Origin of the sequence: Buchnera aphidicola (Muscaphis stroyani), assembly GCF_005080865.1 — a bacterium.
GTDB classification, from domain to species: domain Bacteria; phylum Pseudomonadota; class Gammaproteobacteria; order Enterobacterales; family Enterobacteriaceae; genus Buchnera; species Buchnera aphidicola_AG.
This window is the reverse complement of the sequence record NZ_CP034862.1, coordinates 1-7,707: the sequence shown is the minus strand read 5'-3', so window position 1 is coordinate 7,707 and position 7,707 is coordinate 1. Positions and strand designations below refer to the sequence as shown.

Genomic DNA, 7,707 nt, shown 5'->3' with positions numbered 1-7,707 from the left:
TTTTGTTGTGTAAATTTATTTTTTATTTTTTTTATATAACTTGCATAAATTATTATATTCAATATCTATCTTTTTTTTAAGACCCTGAGGTCCTATTTTTGTTAATTCTGTAGCAGAGTAATAATTAATTAATGCATTTAAAATTTTTTTCTTGGCAGATTTTTCATCTAATTTAGACATAATTTTCATATCTGGAAAGGAAATGAATATTTTTTTTTCTTTTATATTTAAGTTTGGGGATAATTTTATTTTTTTAGATAAGTAATCATTTAATTTTTTTTTTGAAATGTGAAACAGCATAAAAAAAACTGGCGTTAAAAATATTTTTTTAGGTGTATAATTATTAATATATTTATTAGATATTTTTTTGCATTTCACAAATCCCATCGGTTCCATAAAATTAGTAATTAATCTTGACGCACGTGTAATAGATTTATTTCCAGAAATTGAGAAAGTAGATAATCCACATTCATCTGACATTTTTTCAATAGACGCTTTAACTAAATTAGAATGAACATCAAAATAATATAACATTGCAAGTACCATAGCTCTCATAGCGCATGCACGATGCTCGTTTAATCGTCTGAATCGAGAAATAATATTTCCAGTTTTAGGGTCTATAGGTAGTAAAGTATGATTTAATATACTTCTTGCTACATCTGTTTCAGATGCTTTTTTCATTGCATAGCATATAAAAGTAGATCTTTTTTTATTATTTTTTGGTGGAATAAAAACTGGTTTTGGATTATGTATATAATTTTTTCTAGACACTAACTAATACACTTAATTAAATAAAAAACAGATTTTTAAAATTGAAAGTAAAATTAATCAATTTTAACATTTATTTTAAAATATTTCAAATAGTTTACTTTTTTTAATAATTTCTAGATATTTAAATATTTTTTAATGAATAGTTTGCTTTTTTTTACTCATTTTATCAATATACGCCATACCGAATGCAGATAAAACAAAAGTTAAATGAATAATAACACAAAGCATAATTTTATTATCTAATATTTTTTCAGCTTCCATAAAAAGACGCAAAAGATGTACTGAAGATATTGCAACTATTGAAGAAGCAACTTTATTTTTGATGGAATTAACATCCATAGTACCCATCCATCCCAACCTTTTTTGATTATCTTTCATGTCCATTTTAGAAATAAAATTTTCATACCCGGAAAACATAACCATCACCAAAAGTCCACCAACTAAAGCTATGTCAATTAATGATAACACTACCAGAACTAACCCCGATTCAGACATTGCTAAAATATCTGGCAGAACAAATATTATCTGTTGAAAAAATTTTAACGTTAATAATATGAAACCAAATGATAAACCTACATATACTGGAAACATCAGCCAACGAGAAGCATATATAGTTTTTTCAATAATTTTTTCCATTTTTTAGTCCTTATTGTTTTTTTTGATATTTTATTTGTAAATATCAAATCTATTTTAAAAAATATTTGATAATTAAATTATTATAAATAATATGCATACTATTTTTTATAAAGAAGATAGTCTTTTATATTTAATTATTTATATATTGAAAATAATTGAAATTTATGTTAAACATACTTAATCTTTTTAAAGAATGCAATTATTGAAAACAAATATATTAAAAATTTCTTTAAAAATACTAACTATTTAAATATTGAATTAATTTTATTTATATTTCATTTTTATAACAAAGTATTCAAAAACTATGACATCTAGAGACAATTATATATATAACAAACATCCAGTTTTTATCCCACCAAAAAATAATAAAAAAAGACCATTTTTTATTTGTAACGCAATGAAAAAAGCATCTGAAATAGATGTAGCTAGATGTGAATTAAACTATATTATTCAGCCTAAAAACCCCAAAACAGGTTTTTATTTGAAAAGATTTAGAAGATTAAACGAGCATCGTGCATGCGCTATGAGAGCTATGGTTTTAGCTATGCTTTATCATTTTAATATTTCTTCCGAATTAGTACAAGCTTCCGTTGAACAATTAGCTGATGAGTGTGGTTTATCTACAACTTCTAAAGCTGGAAATAAATCTATTACACGTGCGTCAAGATTAATTACTAATTTTATGGAACCGATGGGATTTGTGAAATGTAAAAAAATATGGGATAGAGTATTAGGAAACTACATGCCTAAAATGATTACTTTAACTCCATTGTTTTTTATGTTATTTGATGTTTCTGAAAAACAACTTATCAATGCAAAAAAACAACAATTAGGATGGATTAATAAAAATCTTGTTGAAAAAGGATTAAAACCAATAACTTTAATTGAAGCTAAGCAACGTTTTAAAGAAACTCAAATAACGAATGTTTTTAAGTATAGAGTATCCAGACATTCTTTTTATAAAAAAAGAAAAAGAGCACAAAAATTAATTTCTTTAAATGAAAAAGATGCTAGACAAACAATTTTGAGAGCTTTAGTTGCTAAATATTCTATAAGTGAATTGACTAAAATGGGGCCACATGGATTAAAGAAACAAGTAAATATTAGTTATTATTATTTGCGGAAAATTGCCACGAATACGTATCCAGATAACTAAATAAAAAATTTAAAAAACATAAAACATAAAAATATAAAATTATACGTTATTTTACGTAGATTTTCTTTTTTTAAAATTTGCATTATTTCATTTTTTTACTCCTTTCTTTTTTTTTGTACATAAAAATAATGTTTTAAATTCAACTTTTTTATAAAAAAAATCATTTTTATAAAAAAAATGAAAATTTTTTTATAAAAAAAATCATTAATGCATCTTGTTTTTTTTGTTAAATGCTTCTTATAAAATAAATGCAAAATAACAGTTCTTTTAAAACTTAATAAAAAAAGAAATAAACATATGCTATTCAATAAAAAAAGCGAAATCATTAAAAAATTTCGCTTTTAAAATAGAATTAAAATATTAAAAAATTAAGATTCTTTTTTCTTTATAAAAAAGAAGGTAAATTTTTTTCATAAATTTTAATTTTATCAAGATGTTTCATAGTCAAATCAATATTATCTAATCCATTCAACAAACAAAAACGACGAAATTCATCAATGAAAAATGAAAAATTTTTATTTTTTAAAAAGATTTTATTTTTTATTAAATTGACTGTTAATTTTAATTCCTTTTCTTTAGTTACTGTCTCAAAAAGAAAATCAATTTTTTTATCTTTTAAAGCAATTAAAAGAAGCTTATTATTAAAAGCATTGTTGTAAAATATATCAGCAAAACTAGGAGCAATAATAACTTTAAACCCATAATCCATTAACGACCAAACAGCATGCTCCCTCGAAGAACCGCATCCAAAATTCTCTCGAGTTAATAAAATACTAGATTTTTTGTAAATTTTTTTATTCAAAATAAATTTCTTGTTAATAATTAATTGATTTTTATCAAGAAATCTCCAATCGTGAAATAAATATCTACCAAAACCGATTTTATTTACTTTTTGCAAAAATTGCTTAGGAATAATGATATCTGTATCTACATTAGAAACATTTAAAGGTGCTACAGTTCCAGTGTGCTCAGTAAATTTAAACATTCTATTAGTTTCTCTTATTTTTTTAAACTTCTTACATCTACAAAATGACCATATATGGCAGCTGCAGCTGCCATAACAGGGCTTACTAAATGAGTTCTCCCGCCTCTCCCCTGACGTCCTTCAAAATTTCGATTACTTGTTGAAGCACAACGTTCACCACTTTTTAATCTATCCTTATTCATTCCTAAACACATAGAACAACCAGGCAATCTCCATTCAAAACCCGAATTAATAAATATTTTGTCTAAACCTTCATTTTCTGCTTCTTTTTTAACTAAACCAGAACCTGGTACTACAATGGCTTTTACATTATTTGAAATTTTTTTATTTTTAAGTAGTTTTGAAGCTGAACGCAAATCTTCTATACGAGAATTCGTGCAAGAACCAATAAAAACTTTATCTATAGAAATGTCTGTCAAATAAGTTCCTGGTTCTAAGCCCATATATTCACAAGCTGATTGAGCTAAATCTTTTTTCTTCAAATCTTGAAAAAGATAAAAATTTGGAATTTTATCAGTAATTGAAAGAACTTGATCAGGATTCGTACCCCAAGTTACTTGAGGATCTAAATTAGAAACGTCAATTGTAAATTCTTTATCAAAAAACGCATATCGATCAGATTTTAAAGTTTTCCAATAATTTATAGATGTGTCCCAAAATTTACCAGTAGGTGAATAAGTTTTATTTTTTAAATAAGAATATGTAACTTCATCTGGTTCTATAAGACCTGATTTAGCTCCCATTTCAATCGCCATATTACAAATTGTCATTCTTTCTTCCATACTCATTTTTTTAATTACATCACCACAAAACTCAATTACATATCCAACTCCTCCTGATGAACCTAATTTTCCTATAATAAACAAGATTATGTCTTTAGCTGTAATAAATTCACCCACTTTTCCAACAACTTCTATTCTCATATTTTTAAAACGCTGTTGTTTTAAAGTTTGAGTAGCAAGTACATGTTCTACTTCTGAAGTTCCAATTCCGAAAGATAATGCTCCAAATGCTCCATGAGTTGATGTATGTGAATCTCCACAAACAATAGTCATACCGGGTAAAGTCATCCCCTGTTCTGGTCCTATAACATGCACTATTCCTTGATTAGGATGATTTAAATCATAAAGTGGTATCTTAAACTCATTACAATTCTTTATTAATTCTTTCATTTGTATTTTTGCCATTTCACCAGATGCATTGATATCTCTAGTTTTCGTAGAAACATTATGATCCATAGTAGCAAAATTTTTTTCAGGTTTTCGAACTTCACGATTTTTATTGCGTAATGCATCAAAAGCTTGAGGTGAAGTAACTTCATGTAATAAATGAAAATCTATATATAAAATAGATTCGTTATTTTTTTCTGTATATACAATGTGAGAATCATATATTTTTTGATACAATGTTTTTTTCATTTTTTTATTTACTTTTAATTAAAAAATCAGTAATTATGTCGCCCATTTCATTGGTTTTAATATAATTTCTTCCATTAGATATATCTATAGTTCTATAACCTTTTTTTAAAGCAGAAACAACTGATGAATCTATTTTATCTGCTATATCATACAATTTCATACCATATCTCACTAACATAGAAACGGAGAGAATTTGGGCTATTGGATTAGCAAGATTTTTATCTTTAATATCAGGAGCAGATCCCCCAGCAGGTTCATACAATCCAAAATTTTTTTCGTTTAAACTTGCTGATGGTAACATCCCAATAGATCCAGTAATCATGGCACATTCATCAGAAATAATATCACCAAATAAATTAGAACATAAAAGTACATCAAATTGACTTGGGTTTTTTATAATTTGCATGGCGGCATTATCAATATATAAATGAGATAATGAAACATCTGGATAGTTTTTAGATACATTTTCAACTACTTCTCTCCATAGTAAAGAACTTTGAAGTACATTTGCTTTATCAATAGAAGTTACTTTTTTTCTTCTAGACCTAGCAAGTTTAAAAGCTATGTGTGCTATTCGAATAATTTCATATTCGTAATATATTTCTGTATCAAAAGCGTATTCAGAAATTTGATTTTTTAACCGTCCTTTAGGTTTTCCGAAATAAATACCACCTGTAAGTTCTCGAACACAAAGTATGTCGAAACCATCTTTTACAATATCTTTTCTTAAAGGAGATAAATTTTTTAATTCCGCATATAATTTTGATGATCTTAAATTTGAAAAAAGACTAAAATGCTTTCTTAAAGATAATAATGCAGCTCTTTCAGGACGTTGATTTAGCGGTAATTTATTCCACTTTTCGCCACCGACTGCGCCAAATAAAATTGAATCAGATTTTTCACAACCTATTAACGTTTTTTCTGGTAGTGCTACTCCTTCTTTATCAATAGCTATCCCACCAACATCAAATTCATTTGTCTTTAATGGTATGAGAAATACTGTTTTTAAAACATTTAAAATTTTATATGCTTCCTTCATGACCTCAGGACCTATTCCATCACCAGGCAAAACTGCAACAGAATATTTTTTTTTCATAAAATTTTTTCCTTAAATTTCAAATAATTAGTTAATTACATTAAATTTTATTTTTTCTTTAAATTTTGAATTTTTTCATTTACTTTATTAGCTTTCCAGATATGATTTAATACATTAACCATTGCTTGAGCAGAAGCTTCAATAATATCAGTAGCTAAACCAACTCCATGAAATTTTCTTTTTTTATATTCCACTAAAATATCAACTTGACCTAAAGCATCTTTACCCTTTCCTTTAGCTACAAGCTGAAATTTTTGCAGTATAATAGGAAAATGAGTGATTCTGTTTAATGCTTGATAAATTGCATTAACTGGACCATTACTACTAGTTGAAGATTCAGTATAAATTTTTTTTCCGCATAACAATTGAACTGAAGCAGTAGATAAACCGTTGGAAATAGATTGAACGCTAAAAAAATTTAAAGAAAAATGTTCTAACTCTTCTTGTTGTTTATTAATAAAAGCTAATGCTTCTAAATCGTAATCAAATACTTGTCCTTTTTTATCTGCTAATTTTAAAAAAGAAGCATATAATTCATTTATGTCGTAATCTGTTTCTTTATATCCCATCTCATTCATGTGATGTTTTACTGCAGCTCTTCCTGAACGCGAAGTCAAATTTAATTTCATTTCTTTTAGACCAATACTGCTAGGTGAAATTATTTCATAATTCTTTCTATTTTTTAAAACACCATCCTGATGAATTCCAGAAGAATGAGAAAAAGCATTACTTCCTACTATTGCTTTATTAGAAGGAATTGGAACATTACAAATTTGACTTATAATTTGACTTGTTCTATAAATCTCTTTATGTTTTATATTTGTTGATACGTTAAGAATATTTTCCCTAATTTTAATTGCCATAATAACTTCTTCTAAAGCAGTGTTTCCAGCTCTTTCACCAATTCCATTTATAGTACCTTCTATTTGACGAGCACCAGCTTGTATAGCTGATATTGAGTTTCCTACTGCCATACCTAAATCATTATGACAATGTACTGAAATTATAGATTTATCAATGTTAGGTACTCGTTCAAATAAATTTTTAATAATAGAAGATATTTCATTAGGAGTTGTATACCCAACTGTATCAGGTATATTTACAGTTTTTACACCTAAGTCTATAACTTTTTCTACAATACGACATAAATTATCCATTGTAGTTCTACTGGCATCTTCACAAGAAAATTCAATATCATCTGTATATTTTAAAGCTCTTTTTACTGATAAAGTTGCCATTTCAAGAATTTCATTAAAATCTTTTTTTAATTTAGACTTCATATGAAGTGTTGAAGTTGCTAAAAAGATATGAATACGAAACGAATTAGAGAAAGACATAGCTTCTGCAGCAATATCAATGTCTTTTGTGATGCAACGCGCTAAACTGCATATTCGACTATTTTTGATATTTTTTGATATCGTTTGAACTGATTTAAAATCTCCAGGGGATGAAATTGGAAATCCTACCTCAATTATATCTATGCCACATTTTTCTAAAGAAAATGCAATTTGTAGTTTTTGCTTCACGCTTAAACTAGCTTGAAGAGCTTGCTCTCCATCACGTAATGTAGTATCAAAAATCATAACTTTAGGATTCATTAATATTGTCTCAATAATTAATTTTAAAATAAATTTACACAACAAAA

The 7,707-nt window shown here is 26.4% G+C and carries 7 protein-coding genes; 1 reads left to right on the top strand and 6 read right to left on the bottom strand.

Annotation, left to right across the window (positions count from 1 at the left end; all coding sequences use genetic code 11):
* Positions 1-15: 15 nt before the first annotated feature.
* A complete protein-coding gene (repA, locus tag D9V75_RS02995) occupies positions 16-771 on the bottom strand; it encodes a plasmid replication initiator RepA (RefSeq protein WP_158344096.1) in 756 nt (251 codons plus the stop codon).
* A gap of 132 nt (positions 772-903) precedes the next feature.
* Positions 904-1,407, bottom strand: a complete 504-nt coding sequence (locus D9V75_RS02990; RefSeq protein WP_158344094.1) for a TIGR00645 family protein — start codon at positions 1,405-1,407, stop codon at positions 904-906.
* A 304-nt stretch (positions 1,408-1,711) separates the two neighbouring features.
* On the opposite strand from D9V75_RS02990, the gene repA (D9V75_RS02985) reads away from it, so the two are divergent.
* Positions 1,712-2,563 (top strand): plasmid replication initiator RepA, encoded by an 852-nt coding sequence (gene repA, locus D9V75_RS02985; protein WP_158344092.1) that lies wholly within the window; start codon positions 1,712-1,714, stop codon positions 2,561-2,563.
* A gap of 385 nt (positions 2,564-2,948) precedes the next feature.
* Here repA (D9V75_RS02985) and leuD read toward each other — a convergent pair whose 3' ends face one another.
* The 4 genes from leuD to leuA are packed head-to-tail and all read right to left on the bottom strand — an operon-like array spanning position 2,949 to position 7,660.
* Positions 2,949-3,548, bottom strand: a complete 600-nt coding sequence (gene leuD, locus D9V75_RS02980) for a 3-isopropylmalate dehydratase small subunit (RefSeq protein WP_158344090.1) — start codon at positions 3,546-3,548, stop codon at positions 2,949-2,951.
* 14 nt (positions 3,549-3,562) lie between these two features.
* Positions 3,563-4,966 (bottom strand): 3-isopropylmalate dehydratase large subunit, encoded by a 1,404-nt coding sequence (leuC, locus tag D9V75_RS02975; RefSeq protein WP_158344088.1) that lies wholly within the window; start codon positions 4,964-4,966, stop codon positions 3,563-3,565.
* Positions 4,967-4,970: 4 nt separating this feature from the next.
* A complete protein-coding gene (leuB, locus tag D9V75_RS02970; protein WP_158344086.1) occupies positions 4,971-6,062 on the bottom strand; it encodes a 3-isopropylmalate dehydrogenase in 1,092 nt (363 codons plus the stop codon).
* Positions 6,063-6,109: 47 nt separating this feature from the next.
* Positions 6,110-7,660: a 2-isopropylmalate synthase gene (gene leuA / locus D9V75_RS02965; protein WP_158344084.1), complete on the bottom strand. Its 1,551-nt coding sequence runs from the start codon at positions 7,658-7,660 to the stop codon at positions 6,110-6,112.
* Between the last annotated feature and the right edge of the window lie 47 nt (positions 7,661-7,707).